This is a genomic window from Anabaena sp. FACHB-1391, assembly GCF_014696755.1.
GTDB lineage: Bacteria > Cyanobacteriota > Cyanobacteriia > Cyanobacteriales > Nostocaceae > Dolichospermum > Dolichospermum planctonicum.
In genome coordinates this window covers 93,093-112,479 of record NZ_JACJQS010000010.1, presented here as the reverse complement: position 1 = coordinate 112,479, position 19,387 = coordinate 93,093, and the positions used below count along the sequence as shown (strand labels likewise).

Annotated in this window: 22 protein-coding genes; 17 read left to right on the top strand and 5 right to left on the bottom strand. The window is 38.3% G+C overall.

What is annotated here, in order from left to right; translation table 11 throughout:
* The first annotated feature begins 271 nt into the window (after positions 1-271).
* A complete protein-coding gene (locus H6F62_RS07160) occupies positions 272-2,119 on the top strand; it encodes a bifunctional serine/threonine-protein kinase/formylglycine-generating enzyme family protein (RefSeq protein ID WP_137908762.1) in 1,848 nt (615 codons plus the stop codon).
* 145 nt (positions 2,120-2,264) lie between these two features.
* On the opposite strand, the gene H6F62_RS07155 is transcribed toward H6F62_RS07160, so the two are convergent.
* The 3 genes from H6F62_RS07155 to H6F62_RS07145 form a co-directional block, all read right to left on the bottom strand.
* Positions 2,265-2,945, bottom strand: a complete 681-nt coding sequence (locus tag H6F62_RS07155) for an SDR family oxidoreductase (protein ID WP_137908761.1) — start codon at positions 2,943-2,945, stop codon at positions 2,265-2,267.
* A 52-nt stretch (positions 2,946-2,997) separates the two neighbouring features.
* Positions 2,998-3,543 (bottom strand): hypothetical protein, encoded by a 546-nt coding sequence (locus H6F62_RS07150; protein WP_190371677.1) that lies wholly within the window; start codon positions 3,541-3,543, stop codon positions 2,998-3,000.
* A gap of 69 nt (positions 3,544-3,612) precedes the next feature.
* The gene (locus H6F62_RS07145) at positions 3,613-3,951 is read right to left on the bottom strand and encodes a hypothetical protein (protein WP_137908760.1); all 339 of its coding nucleotides are present in this window, start codon (positions 3,949-3,951) and stop codon (positions 3,613-3,615) included.
* 270 nt (positions 3,952-4,221) lie between these two features.
* On the opposite strand from H6F62_RS07145, the gene H6F62_RS07140 reads away from it, so the two are divergent.
* From H6F62_RS07140 to H6F62_RS07115, 6 genes are all read left to right on the top strand, one after another.
* Positions 4,222-4,884 (top strand): phosphoribosyltransferase, encoded by a 663-nt coding sequence (locus H6F62_RS07140; RefSeq protein WP_137908759.1) that lies wholly within the window; start codon positions 4,222-4,224, stop codon positions 4,882-4,884.
* Positions 4,885-5,308: 424 nt separating this feature from the next.
* Positions 5,309-5,677, top strand: a complete 369-nt coding sequence (locus H6F62_RS07135) for a pentapeptide repeat-containing protein (protein ID WP_137908758.1) — start codon at positions 5,309-5,311, stop codon at positions 5,675-5,677.
* Between the two features lie 88 nt (positions 5,678-5,765).
* The gene (locus H6F62_RS07130; protein WP_236097156.1) at positions 5,766-5,993 is read left to right on the top strand and encodes a hypothetical protein; all 228 of its coding nucleotides are present in this window, start codon (positions 5,766-5,768) and stop codon (positions 5,991-5,993) included.
* Positions 5,941-6,243: a tetratricopeptide repeat protein gene (locus H6F62_RS07125; protein WP_190371676.1), complete on the top strand. Its 303-nt coding sequence runs from the start codon at positions 5,941-5,943 to the stop codon at positions 6,241-6,243. The genes H6F62_RS07130 and H6F62_RS07125 overlap by 53 nt, the downstream gene beginning before the upstream one ends.
* A 12-nt stretch (positions 6,244-6,255) precedes the next feature.
* Positions 6,256-6,579: a tetratricopeptide repeat protein gene (locus tag H6F62_RS07120; RefSeq protein WP_137908756.1), complete on the top strand. Its 324-nt coding sequence runs from the start codon at positions 6,256-6,258 to the stop codon at positions 6,577-6,579.
* Positions 6,580-6,733: 154 nt separating this feature from the next.
* Positions 6,734-7,615, top strand: a complete 882-nt coding sequence (locus tag H6F62_RS07115) for a DUF4351 domain-containing protein (protein WP_190371675.1) — start codon at positions 6,734-6,736, stop codon at positions 7,613-7,615.
* Between the two features lie 48 nt (positions 7,616-7,663).
* Here the strand turns inward: H6F62_RS07115 and H6F62_RS07110 are convergent, their stop codons facing one another.
* A complete protein-coding gene (locus H6F62_RS07110) occupies positions 7,664-8,617 on the bottom strand; it encodes a hypothetical protein (RefSeq protein ID WP_137908754.1) in 954 nt (317 codons plus the stop codon).
* A 125-nt stretch (positions 8,618-8,742) separates the two neighbouring features.
* Between H6F62_RS07110 and H6F62_RS07105 the strand changes: the two genes are divergently transcribed.
* The 10 genes from H6F62_RS07105 to bioF all read left to right on the top strand — a co-directional run bounded on the left by H6F62_RS07105 (position 8,743) and on the right by bioF (position 18,101).
* Complete coding sequence (locus H6F62_RS07105; protein ID WP_190371674.1) at positions 8,743-9,489, top strand: sucrose-phosphate phosphatase; 747 nt, start codon at positions 8,743-8,745, stop codon at positions 9,487-9,489.
* Positions 9,486-10,127: a Holliday junction branch migration protein RuvA gene (gene ruvA, locus H6F62_RS07100; protein WP_137908752.1), complete on the top strand. Its 642-nt coding sequence runs from the start codon at positions 9,486-9,488 to the stop codon at positions 10,125-10,127. Before H6F62_RS07105 ends, ruvA begins: the two co-directional genes overlap by 4 nt.
* A gap of 156 nt (positions 10,128-10,283) precedes the next feature.
* On the top strand, positions 10,284-10,643 hold the full coding sequence (locus tag H6F62_RS07095) for a DUF4870 domain-containing protein (RefSeq protein WP_028090616.1): 360 nt from the start codon (positions 10,284-10,286) through the stop codon (positions 10,641-10,643).
* A 289-nt stretch (positions 10,644-10,932) separates the two neighbouring features.
* Positions 10,933-11,910, top strand: coding sequence for a porphobilinogen synthase (hemB, locus tag H6F62_RS07090; protein WP_028084839.1), 978 nt, complete (start codon positions 10,933-10,935; stop codon positions 11,908-11,910).
* A 297-nt stretch (positions 11,911-12,207) separates the two neighbouring features.
* Positions 12,208-13,191 carry an alpha-ketoacid dehydrogenase subunit beta gene (locus H6F62_RS07085; protein ID WP_137908751.1) on the top strand — a complete coding sequence of 328 codons (984 nt, stop codon included), beginning with the start codon at positions 12,208-12,210 and terminating at the stop codon, positions 13,189-13,191.
* 172 nt (positions 13,192-13,363) lie between these two features.
* Positions 13,364-14,776 carry a protein translocase subunit SecD gene (gene secD, locus H6F62_RS07080; RefSeq protein ID WP_190371681.1) on the top strand — a complete coding sequence of 471 codons (1,413 nt, stop codon included), beginning with the start codon at positions 13,364-13,366 and terminating at the stop codon, positions 14,774-14,776.
* Positions 14,773-15,741 (top strand): protein translocase subunit SecF, encoded by a 969-nt coding sequence (gene secF, locus H6F62_RS07075; RefSeq protein ID WP_137908750.1) that lies wholly within the window; start codon positions 14,773-14,775, stop codon positions 15,739-15,741. The genes secD and secF overlap by 4 nt, the downstream gene beginning before the upstream one ends.
* Before the next feature lie 76 nt (positions 15,742-15,817).
* A complete protein-coding gene (locus tag H6F62_RS07070) occupies positions 15,818-16,225 on the top strand; it encodes a hypothetical protein (RefSeq protein WP_190371673.1) in 408 nt (135 codons plus the stop codon).
* Positions 16,226-16,379: 154 nt separating this feature from the next.
* On the top strand, positions 16,380-16,784 hold the full coding sequence (locus H6F62_RS07065) for a GNAT family N-acetyltransferase (protein WP_190371672.1): 405 nt from the start codon (positions 16,380-16,382) through the stop codon (positions 16,782-16,784).
* Positions 16,785-16,916: 132 nt separating this feature from the next.
* The gene (bioF, locus tag H6F62_RS07060; protein ID WP_190371671.1) at positions 16,917-18,101 is read left to right on the top strand and encodes an 8-amino-7-oxononanoate synthase; all 1,185 of its coding nucleotides are present in this window, start codon (positions 16,917-16,919) and stop codon (positions 18,099-18,101) included.
* A 95-nt stretch (positions 18,102-18,196) separates the two neighbouring features.
* Here bioF and H6F62_RS07055 read toward each other — a convergent pair whose 3' ends face one another.
* Positions 18,197-18,766: a Uma2 family endonuclease gene (locus H6F62_RS07055; RefSeq protein WP_190371670.1), complete on the bottom strand. Its 570-nt coding sequence runs from the start codon at positions 18,764-18,766 to the stop codon at positions 18,197-18,199.
* Positions 18,767-19,387 lie beyond the last annotated feature (621 nt).

Here is a 19,387-nt window from a genome sequence, read left to right as displayed (position 1 = left end):
ATAAAACCCAACATGAGCGTTCCATTGCGCTATTGCTTAACCCAACTTACAGGAAATGGACTGGGAAAAAAATTAGAATCTGTGCAACAAACAGCACAGATTTTTCTAGCCGAAAGTGTTATTTATAAGTAAATCACAACTCAGATTTTTTCACTTTCCCCCATAAACTAATTTATATTTTGACTATTTTTTTCTAACAACAATCAATATCGTTTTGACAAATTAATAAAATTGGGGACTACTTTTACAGGATGCTATTTTCCCAAGTTCTATGCAAATTTGTCAAAATCCCAATTGTTCTAACCCCTTTAATCCCAAAACCTCTAAATTTTGCCAAAGTTGTCAAGAAAGTAACTTTGGAGAAATGCTGCGTAACCGTTACCGGGTTTTAAGATTATTAGGTGAAGGTGGTTTTAGCAGAACCTACGCTGCTGAAGATGTAGATAGACTTAATGCACCCTGTGTTATTAAGCAATTTTTTCCCCAAGTGCAAGGAACTGGACAACGTGCTAAAGCTGCGAAATTTTTCAAAGAAGAAGCTTTTAGATTGTATGATTTGGGAGAAAATCACTCTCAAATTCCGCGACTTTTGGCTTATTTTGAACAAGGTTCTAGTTTATATTTAGTCCAGGAATTTATAATTGGTAAAACTCTTCTAGAAGAACTGCAAAATCAAGCTTATAGTGAAATAGAAGTTCGTCAACTTTTGACTGATTTATTACCAGTGTTAGATTTTGTTCACAAACACAATGTGATTCACCGCGATATTAAACCAGAAAACATTATTCGTCGAGATAGTGATAAAAAACCGGTCTTAATTGATTTTGGTGGTGCAAAACAAGTTACTCAAACTAGTCTAGCTAGACAAGCAACAGCTATTTATACCCTCGGTTATGCACCAACGGAACAAATGGCCGGGTTTGCTTGTCAAGCAAGTGATTTATATGCTTTGGGTGTAACTTGTGTGCGGTTATTAACTCAAGATTTACCATTACAAGATGATTATGGACAACTAAAAGATCATCTTTATGATGCTATGAATGCTAAATGGTTATGGAAGGAACGTTTACAACTTAAAGGAATTACTATTAGTGATGAATTTAAGCAAATTTTAGATAAATTACTCCAACATTTTGCTAGTGATAGATATCAGTCAGCAATGGATGTTTTACATGATTTGAATTTTGCTAAATCCCCCGTTGTCATTAAATTCCCCCCTGTTTCTAAACCACCATTAACACCATTACCTCCACCACCTCCCACAAAAATTATTGTTCCCTTACCCCCTTTGTATAACTTTGATTTTTATGTCATTACTGTAGACACTACTGGGAGAGAAGTTAATCGTGATCGACGTAATTCTAAATATTTTCATGAGGAATTAGGCAGAAATACAACCTTAGAAATGGTGTCAATCCCTAATGGGACTTTTATCATGGGTTCTCCTATTTGTGAAGGTGATAGTGATGAACGTCCCCAACATCAAGTAATAGTTCCATCTTTTTTTATGGCTAAATATCCTATTACTCAAGCACAGTGGAGAATAGTAGCAGCTTTACCAAAAGTTCAACAAGAATTACATCCCAACCCCTCGAAATTTAAAGGTACAAATCTGCCAGTAGAAAATGTTTCTTGGTATGAAGCTGTGGAATTTTGTGCTAGATTAAAAATTAAAACTGGTAGAGAATATCGTCTACCTAGTGAAGCAGAATGGGAGTATGCTTGTCGTGCGGGAACTACCACATCTTTTCATTTTGGAGAAACAATTACCTCCGATTTAATTAACTGTAGTGGTAGTGATACTTATGCTGGAGAACGAAAAAGTAGATTTCGTAAACAAACAACAAATGTTGGTTATTTTGAAGTTGCAAATGCTTTTGGTTTATATGATATGCACGGTTTAGTATGGGAATGGTGTGCCGATCCTTGGCATAATAACTATCATGGAGCGCCTATAGATGGTAGTGTCTGGGAAAATGGTGGTGATCAACATCGTCGAGTTTTAAGGGGTGGTGCGTGGAATTTTAACGCGCAACTTTGTCGCAGTGCTAGTAGAAGTTGGAATGAAGCAGACGGTGGTTTACGAATTTGTGGTTTTCGAGTAGTATTTTCTGTTTAAATTTAGTTAGTAGTGAGAACTTTAGTCCTCAACATCAACAACAACTAAGGGACTGAAAATTAAAAAAATATCCTCAACTGTAGGGTGCGTTATCTTGGAATTTAACACACCCTAATAAATTAGATTATTTATTCTTTGGCAATCCCTAATCTAAATTAAATTCCACAAATTCCGGTAATCCTGGATATACCATATTTCGATCTATGGCCGATAATATCTTCTGATCAGAATTAGGAGAATTTAAACAACGACAAACCAATGCAGCAACATCCGCACGATGAATAGTCCCCACAATTTGAGGATTTTCAGTTAAAATTCCGTTGTTGGTAGCAGATTCTGATTTTAAACCACCAGGACGAATAATTGTATAGTTCAGTCCGCTGGAAATCAGGTATTGTTCAGCCTTTTCTTTTTCAATTAAAACGGGTTTGAGTGCTGCTAATGCTTGGGGAGGTAAAGCCACAACACTATCACCACTACCAATGGAAGTTACCAAAATAAACTTTTTTACTCCCGCTTTAACTGCTGCATCAATCAGGTTTTTATTACCGATATAATCAGGTTTGATATTATCTGTCGGTAAACCTCCTAATGTACTGATAACCGCTTGAATAGGTTCATTTCCTAACATTCCCTGTTCAACATCTGCCGCATTTAAAGCATCTCCTAAAACTGGATGAATACCCATTGCTTTTAGTTCTACAGCAGCGGTTTCTGTTCTCACAAGTGCTTTAACTTGAATTTCCTGTGCTGTCAAATATTTAGCGATTTCTTGACCAACACCGCGACTAGCACCAGCTAGAAAAATGTAAGATGTGACTGACATAATTAGTTGATAAAAAAGATCCTATATTTACATCTATCACAAAATGGTCATTTTAAAATGGGACTATTTCAAATTCAAAAGTAGCAAGCAAACGCTGATCAATATAAACTTCTATTTGATGTTTACCTAAAGGATCTCCAGGAGAAATAGTCCAGAAATTTTCAATCACACCATTAACAGGTGTTTGTATTCGGGTGGAAATTGCCGTTTTTCCATCTTTTGATATGGAAAGATTTTGATGATTCTCTGTAATCCAAGTTTCGGGAGATTTTGGTAAAGTTAAAACTTCTCTCCATTGGACTTTATCTGGATAGTTATCAAGTTTAATTCTCCAACCATAAGCATCACCTTCTTTTAACGGAACGGTAGTTGTTGGGAAAAAATTGACCTTTCCTGATGAATTAATTATCTTAACTCCAAATTCAGTTTTATTAACAGCTAGTTGCTGATTAATAATTCCATGACTATATTTTTGTTTACTTTCTTGCTGACTTTCTGCTAAAGCAATATCAGAGTTATGTAAACCCGATATTATTAATGGAAACATCAAAGATAAAGGAACTAGTAAAACCTGAGTATTTGCAATTTTAATCAACATTATCTTCTAATAAACAAGTAGGATAGAAAATATATATATCCTACTTGAGAAGGATATTTTTGGCAATAGTTAATCTTCGTCAAGTGCAGGTAAAATTTCTTCAAATTGCCACAATTGATCTTTATTTTTCAGAAACCAAATTCGAGTTTCTGTAGTTAATTTACCCCAAATAATATCAGCGGGAACATGGGGAGAAGCATATTGAAATTCTTCACCGATAATTCTGAGATTATCTTCTATATTCCCAGGAATACCAAAGTCCTGCCAATCAATTTTGACATTTCTGCCGGTAACTCCCGCAGTCGGGTCAAAAATTAATTGTGAGGCTCTAACTAAGTCAGCAAAGTGTTGCGGTTTTAATCCAATTACTTCTTGGATTTCAGGTGATTTATAGGGATCTTCAGACATTTTTACTGGAGTTATGTAGATGTGTAATTTAGGTAACTTACTACCAGAGATTATCCCACTCTCTTTAGTTTAGCTCAAAAAATTGAGATAAAATTTAAGAAAAAAACCTCTAATAAAGTTTTGGTTGGTAATTTGATTTAACAAGTTCTCTGATTTTATTGCTACCCTCAAATTAGAGGGGTAATTTTGTTTTTGTAGTGCCATTACAGGATTTACGATCAAATTTCTGGCTTCAATTAGGGACTTATTTTCATAAAGAGGTATAACAATATGCTGCAAAAATTCCGTAATCGCACAGAAGCAGGGAAACTGTTAGCTGCTCAGTTAACAGAATATGCCCATTGTCCTGATATTTTAGTATTAGGGCTTCCCCGTGGCGGTGTACCTGTGGCTTATGAGGTAGCAAAGGAACTTAATGCACCTTTAGATATCTGCTTGGTGCGGAAACTAGGTGTACCTGGACATAAGGAATTGGCCATGGGGGCTATTGCGACCGGAGGAGTCCGTGTTATGAATGAGAATGTTGTAGATTCATTGCATATTTCCCAAGCAACTATTGATCAAGTAGTAGCAATAGAAATGCGGGAATTAGACCGCCGCCGCCACGCTTATCGCGGTAATAGTCCCCTAGCAGAGGTAAAAAATCATATCATTATTCTGGTGGATGATGGTATTGCTACGGGTGCTACTATCCGAGCAGCGATCGCTACGTTGAAAAAACAACAACCCCAGAAGCTTGTAGTAGCTGTTCCAGTGGCGGCGGTATCTACTTGTGAAGAATTAAAAGCAGAGGTAGATCAGGTTATATCAGTAATAACACCAAACAATTTGTATGCAATTGGTATTTGGTACGAGGATTTTCGGCAAACAACCGACGCTGAAGTATGTGAAATTTTGACAACGCAAAAATTATTGGTAGCTAAAGACTCCTAAATCGAAGTTAAAGTTATTGATAGAACATTGGGTGTCAGTTAAGAAAGTGTCACTCTCTACACTAGCTATTTGGTGTTAAAAGGGGTATCATTAGCAAATGCAAGGAGTGATACCACTTCACTTGATACTTGTTACAAGTCCCCTCGCGCTGCTTATACTTCCTGTTATTTGAGTTGCGGGTCTAAAATGTCACAAAATTAGTGAAGTAGTATAAAGTTATACGGGGAAACGCTTGAGTGAGAAAAAACTCAGGCGTTTTTCTTATTTATAACTACTAGTAGTTTGACTTTAATTGCACATTTGCAAGCCTCTTTTTAAGAAGAGGAAAATCTAAAATCTAAAATCTAAAATCCAAAATCCAAAATTGGTTGACAGGGAGTATTGTGGAAATAGAGGTTTTGTTACTCAATTAGGTTAACAAGATATGGACACTGAGGAACTAAAACGGCGTTATGCTGCGGGAGAAAGATATTTTGTTTCAGCTAAACTAGTCAAAGCTAAACTAATTAATGCTTACTTACCAGGAATTAATTTATGGGGAGCAGATTTAAGCGAAGCAAATTTAGCTAAAGCTAAACTGTGGGGCGCGAATTTGAGTAGAGCGAATTTAGCCCAGGCCAATTTAACTAGAGCGAATTTATCTGGTGTTAATCTGACTGAGGCAAATCTTAGAGGTGCTACATTGCATTACACCAAGTTCTACGGCGCGAATTTACATGGTGCATATTATGATGAAAGTACCAAATTTCCTAGAGATTTTGATCCTCTTAGTCACAATATGCAAAAGTTGTAAATACTTAAACTGCTTCTGCTGTTGGTATGGGAAATATTTTAAAGTAGTGAGCAATAGCAATAAAAATTAGGTATTTTTAGGTAAATTTATGACAGAAATTAAATTTGCTATTGAAGGTGAAGACGCAATTACAGCCACAAAAGAACTTTTGGCAATTGAGGGCATAACTGGTAACTATACCGTAAATTCAGAAGAAATCGAAAGAGAGCCAGTTATTACCACTGTAGCCACTATAGTTGGTCTTGTGGGTGGAACTCTGGCCATTGCTGAACAAATCCGCAAGAGTAGGAATAGTTTTAACACAAAAGTGGATTAATACTAGCCGATTTCGTGAAACCTTACATCTATGCAAATCTACCTTAAATATTGTTGAAAGCTATGAAATTCTTACTAATCTAGCACGATCTGAACAAGAACTTGGAAACATTGAACAAGCACAGCAAGATTATCAACAAGCATTAGAACTCTGTCCAGCAACAGATAAAACAACAAAAGCGGTAATTATTAATAACTTAGCCAGTATCTACGCCAAAACGGGAAAAATAGAAGAAGCGATCGCCCACTAGCAGTCTTTAGAAATCAAAGAAAGCATTGGTAATGTCCAAGGTCAAGCCGTGACTTTGCACGGTTTAGCCAGTATCTACGCCAACACAGGGAAAATAGAAGAAGCGATCGCCCACTACCAGCAGTCTTTAGAAATCAAAGAAAGCATTGGTAATGTCCAAGGTCAAGCCGCGACATTAGCAATGTTGGGACAGTTGTTAGCATATAACAAAGGAGATTTTGTGACTGCACTAAAATATTTACATCAGTCTTTAGAGATATTCCAGCGTATTCAATCACCCGATGCTGAAACAGTGAGGAAAATTATTAATGATGTGCAAAAAATGGCAAACGGTTAAGGTAATTTCTTTAAATTCCAAACTTTGATAACATTGTAAAAAATCTGCGTTTATCTGCGTCCATCTGCGTTTAATTATTACTGCTTGTATCTCACTTGAATGGGAATTGCTATAATAATTTCCCCTTGATTGTTAAATTCATAATCATCAATCTATGACCAAAAAAGTAGATATTGGTAGTAAACGCTTAATCAGTCTCGCACCCGATAATTGGGTACAATGGGTAACACAAAGAAAAGATATTCGGGTGAAAGAGTTTATTTCCTCAGAATTTCAATGGATCAGCCGCGATAATGACGTACTGATTAAAGCCGAAAACCCAGAGGGGGAATTTTTAATTCTCAATGAGCTACAATTGCGTTATAACGAGAAAGTTCCGCTGAGAATGACGGCTTATATAGCTTTAGCACGGGAACGTTATAAATTACCCATTTATCCCGTACTGATCAATATTTTACCCCACGTCAAAACACCCAATATTCCCAACTTCTATCAACAAGAATTTATGGGAATGAAAAGTTATCAAGACTATCGGGTAATTAATCTCTGGGAAATTGAAGCTAGTTTAGTATTTGCAGAAAATTTATCAAGTTTATTACCTTTTATACCAATTCTCAAAGGAGGTGGTGAAGAAGCAGTTGTCAGAGAAGCAGTAATTAAACTGCGAGAAAATGAACAGTTAAGGGATTTAGAACCATTATTATCATTTTTTGCATCCTTTGTCCTAGAAATACCAATAGTTCAACAAATCATGAGGTGGGATATGACAGTATTAAGAGAATCACCCTGGTATAACGAAATCCTCAAACAAGGTTTACAACAAGGTTTACAACAAGGTTTACAACAAGGTGAACAACAAGGTGAAGCTAATTTAATTATTCGTCAATTATCAAAGCGGTTTGGTAATTTAGATCCAGCAATTGCATCACAAATTCGCCAGTTATCAATTTCACAATTAGAAACATTAGGAGAAAGTATTTTTGATTTTTCTGCTATGGCTGATTTAGAAACCTGGTTACAACAAAATATTGATTAAGTCATTGCAAGAGACATTTGAGGAAATGTCTCTCTTTTTTGTAAATGTCTAATCAACTTTAAACCTAGCTAATAATTCCTGACGGGAAAGATTAGATAAATTAAGTAATAACTGGGTTCTTTCTGTTAAAGAAAGTTCCATTAACGGACTGACAATAGCAGATAACTCCTCATCTAAATTACCAAAACGCACCGCTAACAAACTCTCTACCATCAAACGTTGTCCGTCTTTTTGTCCTTCCTGTCGTCCTTGCTGTCTTCCTTCCTGTCTTCCTTGTTGTCTTCCTTCCTCTATTCCCTCTTGTTTCCATTCTTCCCGTTGTTTAAGATACGCTGGTGATAAACTCATAATTAACTCCCTTGCTTCTTCATCATTAACATCACTATTCAATTCTAAATTTTTCCGCCAAGATGCGAAAATTTCCATTAATCTATCCCATTTATCATTCTCTTTTGACAGTTCAACTACTTCGCTGATAGCTTCCATTTGAGTTCTACCTTTTCCCATTACCCTTAACCATAGTGTATCCTCTGTCATGGATAACTGATTGATAGCCACAATAGCCGCTTTCTGGTATTTTGGCAGAAAATAAACTCCTTTTTCCCATCCCTCCTTTATTTTTGCTCCAAACCCTTCCAGGATTCTTTCAGAACAAGTTGGTGTTAAAATCCATAGAAGGGGTAATTCTTGTTCAGAAATAGAACGTTTTTCTCTTTTGGTTTGTCTTAACAATTCACCCTGAACACTATACAATTTTAACAAACAACTCCTAATTTCTATCTCATTAGGTGCATTACGGTAAGGTTCAAATAGACAGCTTGTAACCGCCATTTTTCCTAATAATCCTAATTCGGAATTTGTAGATGTTGTAGTTGGAACAAACCAAACATCTATTTCTTGAACTTCGCTTTTTACATCTTTACTCGTTTCTACCTTACCTAGAGGTTTTAATAGTTCTTCTAGATATTCTTTGGCCAGTTGGTCGTGGACTTGTCGTGTCATGAATTTCCTAGTATAGCCGTAATTTCTCATTACCAGGGCTTGTTTTTGAATTAGGAATTGTACAGTAAGTGCCAAAACAACATACACTTTTTGTGAATTAACCTCACTGACAAAAGGAGTTGGCCATGAATAAGTTTTTATTCGTAAGTGATTTAGATCATACCCTAGTAGGCGATGATCAGGCATTGTTGGTATTGAGCGATCGCTTGCAACAGCATCGTCAACAATATGGTACAAAGATAGTTTACTCTACAGGGCGATCGCCTGTGCTTTATCGAGAACTCCAACAGGAAAAAAATCTCTTCTCCCCAGATGCTTTAGTTCTCTCGGTTGGTACAGAAATATATTTGCATGGTAGCAACCATCCTGACACAGAATGGGCGGATATTCTCTCTCAAGGTTGGCATCGGGAAAAGATTTTATCCATTACTGAGCAATTCCCGGAATTAGTGTTACAGCCAGATACAGAACAACGTCCTTTTAAAGTCAGTTTTTTCCTGAAAGCTGAATTATCGGGCATTTTACCACAACTTGAGACAGAATTGCAAAAATCCCAACTAAATATAAAATTAATTTATAGTAGTGAAATTGACCTTGACATTTTACCCCATACCAGCGATAAAGGTCAAGCAATGCAGTTCCTCCGTCAGAAGTGGAAATTTGCAGCCGAGCAGACTGTTGTTTGTGGTGATTCAGGTAATGATATTGCTTTGTTCGCTGTTGGTAGGGAACGGGGAATCATTGTCGCTAATGCTCGTGAGGAGTTACTGCAATGGTATCATCAGCATCCCGCTGACTATCGTTACCTCGCACAAAATCGTTGTGCTGCTGGGATTATGGAAGGTTTAAAATATTTTGGTTTCCTAGAATGATTAGCTATCTTAAAGGTATCGTCGCTGGTGTCCAAGCCATTACCCCTAATCGTGTTATCTTGACCCTAGAGGTAAATGGCATGGGTTACGATTTGCAAATTCCTCAACGTCTGGCCAACCAGTTAACATCTACTGGAGATGTGGTACAAATTTTTACCCATTACCAGATCCGGGAAGAATTACCTATGCTCTACGGTTTTTCTTCTCCCTCAGAACGGGATTTATTTCGTCATTTACTCAGTGTCAGTGGTATTGGTGCGGCCTTGGCCATCGCACTCTTGGATACAATGGAATTACCAGAGTTAGTTCAAGCTATTATCGCTGCTAATATCCAAATCTTAATTCAAGCTCCTGGTATAGGCAAAAAGACCGCTGAACGCATCTGTTTAGAACTCAAGAGTAAATTAATCGAATGGCGCAAATCAGCCGGCTTCTTCGTCGCTACGGGCGGACCTGCACCAGGAATTTTAGAAGAAGTGCAAATGACTCTGTTTGCTTTGGGGTATACTGCTCATGAAGTTAGTAATGCTTTGCACGTTGTTAGTGAAGATGTTGGTTTACCGAAAAACGCCTATGTAGAGGATTGGATTAGACAAGCGATCGCTTATTTGAGCAGCAATGATATGATTTTACAGTAGATTACAGGATTAAGAGGTACAAATGTTCATAGTAAAACTCTGATTGTGTCTGCATCCTACCAGCTTATATGTACCTCAATCATAATGCAATCATTATACAATCATATTTAACCTAACCTAATTACGCCCTCTGCAATATAGTTATAGGAGGAAAGAATGTACGACAGCGATAAACGTAAACTATTATCAGCCTTGTGTCACGGAGCAATTTTTTTTAGCACTACAATTGTCTCCGTTGGTTTACCCATAGCTATATTATTTGTATCAGATGATCCTGTCGTCAAAGAGAACGCGAAGGAATCTATCAACTTCCATTTTAACGTTTGGTTCTATGGAGCAATTCTCGCAGCTTTGTTTTTTTTAACCGGTTGGTTGGTTTTAACCCTAATCATCCTGTTGCCACTAGCAGGTTTAGGGTATATATTACACTGGGGATTAACCATCTGGGCGCTAATTGCTGTTTTCCGTAATCCTGAACAACCCTACCGTTATCCCTTTATTTTCCGGGTTTTTTAAAAAATAGTATTTCCCTTCTGCTGTCACTTCTGGGAATAGGGAATTAACCGCGATATTAAGACCATGGAGAATATTGACTGAATTTTTTTGAAGATTGTTTTTTGCAAATAGGTTATCAGCAAATGTCCATCAAGTTGTAAAATATAAAATTGCCCCACAGCTTCATCAACAGTAGGGCAAAAGACAGTTAAAGCACTGCTTGTAGTTTGTCTGAATAGAGCCAGCTAAAAACCTGCTTCTGTGACGCTTTATTCTGTGTCCATCGTATTGTTTTCTCGGCACAAAATTTATGTTTCCTATCCACCGCCCCCGTCGTCTGCGTAGCCATACCCAATTACGCCGTATGGTACGTGAAACCGTTTTAACTACTAGCGATTTGATTTATCCATTGTTTGCTGTACCAGGGGAAAGTATAGCCAAAGAAGTCAAATCTATGCCCGGTGTTTATCAACTTTCCGTAGATAAAATTGTTGAGGAAGCTAAAGAAGTTTATGATTTAGGCATTCCCGCAATTATCCTATTTGGAATTCCTGAAGATAAAGATATAGATGCTACCGGCGCGTGGCACGATTGTGGTATTGTCCAAAAAGCAGCAACCGCAGTTAAAAATGCCGTTCCTGATTTAATTGTCATGGCTGATACTTGTTTGTGTGAGTATACAAGTCATGGCCATTGTGGTTATTTACAAGTTGGGGATTTAACAGGTAGAGTATTAAATGATCCAACTTTGGAATTATTAAAGAAAACCGCAGTTTCCCAAGCTCAAGCAGGTGCAGATATTATCGCACCTTCGGGAATGATGGATGGTTTTGTGCAAGCAATTCGCGCCGGTTTGGATGCAGCGGGCTTTGAACATATCCCCATTATGTCCTATGCTGCTAAATATGCTTCAGCTTATTATGGACCATTTAGAGATGCGGCAGACTCAACACCACAATTTGGAGATAGACGCACGTACCAAATGGACCCCGGTAACGCTAGGGAAGCCCTGAAAGAGATTGAATTGGATATCGCTGAAGGTGCGGATATGCTGATGGTTAAACCAGCATTGGCATATATGGATATTATCTGGCGCGTTAAGGAAGCTAGTAATTTACCTGTAGCGGCTTACAATGTGTCTGGTGAGTATGCGATGGTGAAAGCAGCGGCTTTAAACGGTTGGATTGATGAGCAGCGCGTTGTTATGGAAACTTTAACCGGGTTTAAACGGGCTGGTGCTGATTTGATTTTGACTTACCACGCTAAGGATGCGGCTAGGTGGTTGTAAGTTAAGATATTAACTCACGCAGAGGCGCACAGACGCGGAGAGTGTTTTTGTGTTTGGGCGTGAGATTTTTGGCCTTTGGTTGCAAGATAGAACAAATCTTAAAACCCACATTCCGCACTTTTGCTATTTTTGCGTGCAATTATGCTTCAAGTCAGATATCATGAGTTTTTCACCCCTACGTGCTGACAATTGATGATCAAGAATATTCCTAGTGATCAACAACAGTGCTAGGCTTGACGGTATTCGGGACAATGGCACGATAAAATTCTATAACGATAAATTGCAATAAAGGTCTAAATGGCAGAAACACTATTTTTCAACGCCCTGCGGGAAGCTATTGACGAGGAAATGTCCCGCGACTCTAAGGTATTCGTTCTGGGTGAAGACGTAGGACACTACGGCGGTTCTTATAAAGTTACTAAAGATCTACACCAAAAGTATGGTGATTTGCGAGTTTTAGATACCCCTATTGCGGAAAATAGCTTTACTGGAATAGCTGTAGGCGCTGCTATGACCGGGTTACGTCCTATTATTGAAGGAATGAATATGGGCTTTCTGCTCCTGGCCTTCAACCAAATTTCTAATAATGCGGGTATGTTACGCTATACTTCCGGTGGTAACTTTAAAATCCCTATGGTCATTCGTGGTCCTGGAGGTGTGGGTAGACAATTAGGTGCGGAACATTCCCAACGTCTAGAAGCTTATTTCCAAGCTGTTCCCGGTTTAAAAATTGTCGCTTGTTCCACCCCTTACAATGCTAAAGGCTTACTGAAAGCAGCTATCCGCGATGACAACCCAGTCTTATTTTTTGAACACGTTTTACTTTATAATTTAAAAGAAGATTTACCAGAAACAGAATATGTCCTCCCCTTAGATCAAGCTGAAGTTGTCCGTAAAGGTAAGGATGTGACAATTTTAACTTATTCACGGATGCGATATCATGTTTTACAAGCTGTGAAATCTTTGGAAAAACAAGGTTATGATCCAGAAGTTATTGATTTAATCTCCCTCAAACCTCTCGATTTTAACACTATTGGCGCGTCCATTCGCAAAACTCACCGCGTTATCATCGTGGAGGAGTGTATGAGAACCGGGGGTATTGGTGCGGAATTAACCGCTTCTATTAATGACCGCTTATTTGATGAATTAGACGCTCCTGTATTGCGTCTTTCTTCCCAGGATATCCCCACCCCTTATAATGGTAATCTGGAACGCCTCACAATTGTTCAACCAGAGCAAATCATCGAAGCAGTCCAGAAAATGGTCGCTTTGCGCGTTTAGGTGACAGTTGACAGTTGACAGTTGACAGTTGTACGGGCGAACGGCCGTTCGCCCCTACGGATGTCTCTGGTTACTGAGATGAGCCTAAGTATTACCTATTCCCTCGGAAATTTTCTACTCACAACCGACAAAAAGAGCGTTATTATAACCTTTGTCAGTTGTGAGTCATGGTATGCAAAAACAGCGATCGCTATTAGCATTAATTATAGTCTTGGTAATTGCCGCTATTACAGTAATTATCACAATTCCTGTACCCCTGGGACTAGATCTACGGGGCGGTTCCCAGCTTACCATTCAGGTAAAACCAACAGCGGAAATTCCCCAAATTACCGAAAGGGAATTGGAAGCTGTGAAAAGAGTGGTCGAAGGACGAATTAATGGTTTAGGTGTTTCTGAACCTGTAATTCAAACCGTGGGTACAGACAAAATTTTAGTACAATTACCTGGTGTCAATGACCCAGAACAAGCAGAACGAATATTAGGAGGTACAGCGCAATTAGAGTTCCGTATCCAAAAACCAAATACAGAAGCTCAACTTATAGCTTTACAGGTAACAAAAAACGACCTAAAAACCAAGCGGGAAGAATTGAAAAAGACCAAAGATCAAGCTGCAATTAATACCAATAAACAAGAGTTTGATCAAAATAATCAAGCGGTAGCAGAATTGTTTGAAAGTACCAACCCACCTCTGACTGGTAAATATCTCCAGGATGCCTATGGACAGCCCACTCAGGGCAATAATTGGGACGTGGCCATTCGTTTTGATCAAAAAGGTGGTGAACTCTTTGCCGGACTAACAAAAGACCTGGCGGGAACTGGTCGCGGTATCGGTATTTTCCTCGATAATGAACTGATTAGTTCACCGACGGTGGGAGTAGAATTTGCTGCTACTGGGATTACAGGCGGTTCTGCGGTAATTACAGGTCGTTTTCAAGCCCAAGAAGCGAATGATTTAGGGGTACAGTTGCGCGGGGGTGCATTACCCGTTCCTGTGGAAATTGCGGAAAGAAGAACGGTAGGCGCTACCTTAGGAAAAGATAGTATTCAAAGAAGTATCTATGCTGGTATTGGCGGTCTAACTTTAGTATTAATATTTATGGTGTTGTACTACAGACTACCAGGAATGATCGCAAATGTATCACTATTAATTTACTCCCTACTCACTTGGGCTGCTTTCTGTTTACTGAGTGTCACCCTCACCTTACCCGGAATTGCGGGTTTTATTCTCAGTATCGGTATGGCTGTTGATGCTAATGTTTTGATTTTTGAACGCACTAGGGAAGAATTACAAGCTGGTAAATCTCTGTATCGTTCTGTAGAATCCGGTTTTTACCGCGCTTTTTCTAGTATCTTAGATAGTAATGTTACTACCTGGATTGCTTGTGCTGCTTTATTTTGGTTGGGTTCAGGACTAGTAAAAGGCTTCGCGCTCACATTAGCTTTAGGTGTAGCGGTAAGTATGTTTACCGCAATTACTTGTAGTCGCACATTGATGTTTTTAGTTATTTCCATTCCCTCTTTGCGGAACACCAAACTTTATGCTCCTAATGTGCCAGTAATAAATAAGACAGGAGTGGCACAATGAGATTAGATATTAACAAAGCACGGGGTACATGGTGGACTATTTCCTGCGTTATTATCCTCAGTGGGATAATTTCCATGGTGATATCTTCCTTAAATCCCAATATTAAAGCCCCTTTGCGTCCTAGTTTGGACTTTATTGGCGGTACAAGGTTGCAATTGGTGCGAGATTGTGGCAAAATTGGTAATTGTGACCAATCAATAGATATCAACGTTGTGCGAGAGGTGGCTAAATCTCAGGGTCTTGGTGATAGTAGTATCCAATTAATCTCGGAAAATGGCCAAGAAAATGGTATCACTATCCGCACGAAAACACTCGCAGCCGAACAGCGTATCAATCTACAAAATGCTCTCAGTGAAAAAATCGGCGCTTTTGACCCGCAAAAAAATCAAGATGACTCCGTTGGTGCAACTTTAGGAAAGGAGTTATTTACTTCCGGGGTCTTGGCTTTAATAGTTTCCTTTATAGGAATTACTATCTACATGGCTGTCAGGTTTCAATGGGATTACGCTGTATTTGCCATTGTGGCCTTGTTTCACGACATTTTGATTACCACTGGGGTTTTCTCGATTTTAGGCTTGGTTTTCGGCGTTGAAGTAGATAGTCTGTTTATCGTGGCCTTGCTGACTATCACCGGTTTTTCTGTCAATGATACTGTTGTCATTTATGATCGGATTCGGGAAACGATTAAACTTCACCCTGAACAACCAATTGCTGATATTGTTGATGATGCTGTTAACCAAACTTTAAGTAGGTCAATTAACACGACTTTAACAACTCTACTAACATTAACTGCCATCTTCTTCTTTGGTGGGGAAACACTGCATAATTTTTCTTTAGCCTTAATTGTGGGCTTTACAATGGGAGCTTATTCTAGTATTTTCATTGCTAGTACACTGCTGATCTGGTGGCGAGAACGTAGTGAAAATTACCCAGTTGAAACCCCTATCAGTTCCCCAGAAAGTTAAATTTATTGATCACTTGTTCCTAGTCGGAGACTGGGAACGAGATTAAGGAGATTTTGTAGACGCTTATACCATTCCTATGGATAAACCTGAAGTACCACTTGAGGACGAACAATTAGCTTTAGACCCTAATTTTACTCAACAAATACAGAAACTATATCTGCTAACAGTATATGGTAGATGGTTATTTGCTGGCTTTTTGTGGCTAACTATCGCGCCTTTTTGTCTGTGGGATTTACGGGCGGAAATTTATTTGTTGCAACAATATTTTACCTGGGTAGGATTACGATACGCGCTGATTTTTCACCCTCTGTCTACTCTTGGTTTAACCTTGTGTATTGCTATGACAACTTCTGTGTTAGTCTGGCAAATTCGTAATATCCTTTGGGGATTACCATTAAAGGAGCAGGAACATTTACAAAGGCAAGTTTATCACATTCGTCAACAAGGATCTACACATCCTCTATGGAAGTGGGTTTGTAAGTGAGTGGGTAATAGGTAATGGGTAATAGGTAATAGTAATGAAAGGGAGTTTTTTAACTTTGAATTCAAATGTTGCATATACATATACAGCCTTAGTAATTTTCAGGAAAATATGTCATAACAGAAGCGAACATATTGTGATAATTGGATAATCATAGATGAAATATTCTCAAATTCAATTTAGTCAAAGTCGTGGTGATATTGATATTTGTAAACTTCAAGAATTGTTTGATATTGCTGCTTTTTGGGCAAAAGGACGAAATATTAAAGATTTGGCTATAGCTATTGCTAACAGTGAACCTGTTATTTCTGTCTGGGATCAAGAATTATTAATTGGCTTTGCTAGAGCGACCTCTGATGGCATCTATCGCGCTACAATTTGGGATGTTGTCATTCATCCAGATTATCAAGGTAATGGACTAGGGAGCAAGTTAATAGAAACCGTTTTAAATCATCCCCGAATGCAAAAAGTAGAGCGTGTATACTTAATGACTACTCACCAACAAAAATTTTATGAAAAGATTGGTTTTCAGGTGAATAAAACAACGACAATGGTTTTATAAAATTTTGACAAGCACCTACGCAAAATACCTCTCAAACTCTCTTGTCTTCGTGTCCTTTGCTCCTTTGTGGTTTATTATTCCCTAACTTGTGCGTAAGTCCTCAGAATCTTCATAAATTAAGCAGTTTAAACAATGAATAATCATCCTTATGCCTGGATAAACGAATCTCTGTCCACTATTCACCAGGCTGACTGGTATCGTTCCGTAGAAACTATTCACAGCCGGCCTGGTGCAACAGTGTTATTATCTGGGCGAGAGGTGATTAATTTTGCCAGTAATGACTACTTAGGACTAGCAAGTGATCAACGGTTACAAACAGCCGCTATTAATGCTATTCAAGAATTTGGCACTGGTAGTACAGGTTCTAGATTACTCAGTGGACATCGGGAATTACACAGAGAATTAGAACGGGAAATAGCATCTAGCAAACAAACCCAAGACGCATTAGTATTTAGCTCCGGTTATTTAGCAAATCTAGGTACAATTGCGGCTATAGTCGGTAAAAGAGACTTAATTTTAGCTGATCAATTTAACCATTCCAGCCTCAAAAAAGGGGCAATTCTCAGCGGTGCAACGGTGATGGAATATCCGCACAGTGCCATGACAGCACTATGTCAAAATTTACAGCAATATCGCAAGAATTACCGACGCTGTTTAATAGTTACTGATAGCGTTTTTAGCATGGATGGTGATTTATGTCCATTACCCCAACTGCTAGATTTAGCGACAGAATTTAGTTGTATGCTACTGCTAGACGAAGCTCATGCTACGGGAGTCATGGGTAAAACTGGTGCTGGGTGTGTGGAACATTTCGGGTGTACAGGTAGAGAATTAATTCAAATTGGCACATTAAGTAAAGCTTTGGGGAGTTTGGGCGGCTATGTAGCCGGTAGCAGCACCCTAATTGACTTTTTACGCAATCGCGCCCCTAGTTGGATTTATACCACTGCTCTTTCTCCCGCAGACACAGCCGCAGCTTTAGCGGCTATAAAAATAGTCCAACAAGAACCGCAAAGGCGATCGCAATTGTGGCAAAATGTCAACTATTTAAAACAATTAATTGAAGACAATTTACCTAACTTAAAATTATTACCGACGGAATCAGCGATATTATGTTTTCAATTACCCAACGCAGCCGCAGCATTAACAGCAGGAAAGCTAATGCAAGCATCAGGAATTTTTGCCCCGGCCATTCGTCCTCCCACAGTGAGTACAAGTCGGATTAGAATATCTATGATGGCTACCCATGAGTTAGCACATATTCACAAATTGGTAGAAGTGATCAAAACCATGGAACAATTAGCGTCAAAATATTGACCCCAAAGCCGTATCAGAACAGAAAATAGTTTGGATTAAACTTTCTATCCTGTCTAAACTATTTAAAAATAAACATCAATAGAAATTCCAACTTATCAGCGTAGAAAATTAACATCTTCATAAATATCAGTTAAAAGACATTTAAAATTTACACTTGTTAACTCTAATTGTTGATTTCCTCTATAACTATAAAGTTCCCATCTTCCTTGATTATTGAGACTAAAACGATCAACTCTTTGACGATTTTGACTAACTAAAACATATTCTTTTAAAGTTTCTAATTCTTGATAGTCAATGAATTTATCACCTCTATCAAAAGCTTCAGTTGCAGGTGATAAAACTTCAATAATTAAACTTGGATAGCATTTAAAATATTCAAACTTTGTATCTCTTGGATCGCAAGTTACCATCATATCAGGATAATAAAAAATATCCAGAGTTTCAATTCTAGCTTTCATATCAGTCACGTAAAGACGACATCCTGTACCACGAATATGATTTCTTAAAAGAGCAACTAAATTAGTAGTGATTGTCACATGGGCATCACTAGCACCTGCCATTGCGTAAATTTGCCCTTGAATATATTCATATTTAATGGGGCTATTTTTTTCTAATTCTAAATATTCTTCCGGGGATATATAGGCATGAGATTGGGTAAGAGTCATATATTTTTATGGTTAATCAGAGATGAGTTTTTAGGTGCGTTTATAGTGTAGCAATTTTAAATATTTTTTGTGTCAATGACAATTTGGAATTTTAATAATAATGAATATCACAGTTATCAGGTAATAGGTGACAGGGAACAGGTGACAGGTGACAGGGAACAGCTTTTTGAGTAGGGTGTGTTAGCTGTCTTCGTAACGCACCATTGGTAAAAACTTTAGGTGTAACATAGCGATAGCGAAGCGCTGCTGCAAGCAGTTCGCTACATCATAGCCATATAATATAGTAACGCACCATCTTTAATCATAATCAGAAAATCCCCATCTTCATCCTGTACATCCTTTCATCCTGGATATCCTGATTCTGACATAAATTAGGTGACAGGTGCTACGCCACGGGGACAGGTGACAGGGAACAGCTTTTTGAGTAGGGTGTGTTAGCGACAGCGTAACGCACCATTTTAAATCATTGACATCATCAAAAAATCCCCCTCCTCATCCTGTACATCCTTTAATCAGGGAACAGGGAACAGGGGACAGGGGACAGCTTTTTGAGTAGGTAAAAACTTTAGGTGTAACATAGCGATAGCGAAGCGCTGCTGCAAGCAGTTCGCTACATCTATA